At 56.0% G+C, this 327-nt stretch carries 1 protein-coding gene; it reads right to left on the reverse strand.

Annotation, left to right across the window (positions count from 1 at the left end):
- Positions 1-145: 145 nt before the first annotated feature.
- The coding region (locus tag F2P45_RS34890; RefSeq protein ID WP_166882735.1) for a LytTR family DNA-binding domain-containing protein at positions 146-327 on the reverse strand (182 nt) is incomplete at its 5' end.

The following is a 327-nucleotide window of genomic DNA, read 5'->3' on the forward strand; positions in this document are numbered from 1 at the left end:
CATCGCTTTTGCATAGGAGAGGCAGGGAATGTGCACAAACAAAACGATGGCAATTTGAGAAATTGACAATATTTTTGATAATTCAATCAGCCTTCTGACGATCAAAATTCAGCCTATTCGTGAATTTCCAATATGGAATACTGAATCACCGCTCAGCCATCGACTTGCGCAGCGCGTCAACATAGCGCTCGCTGACGGGGACCAGGGCGCCGGAGCGCAGGGTTAGGCGATACGCACCGTCGCCCGCCACCTCCAGGTTGGCGGCCTGGCCGGCGCGCACCACGGCGCTGCGGTGCACGCGCAGAAAATGGGCCGGGTCGAGATGGC

The sequence above is a fragment of the Massilia mucilaginosa genome (assembly GCF_011682145.1).
GTDB classification, from domain to species: domain Bacteria; phylum Pseudomonadota; class Gammaproteobacteria; order Burkholderiales; family Burkholderiaceae_D; genus Telluria_A; species Telluria_A mucilaginosa.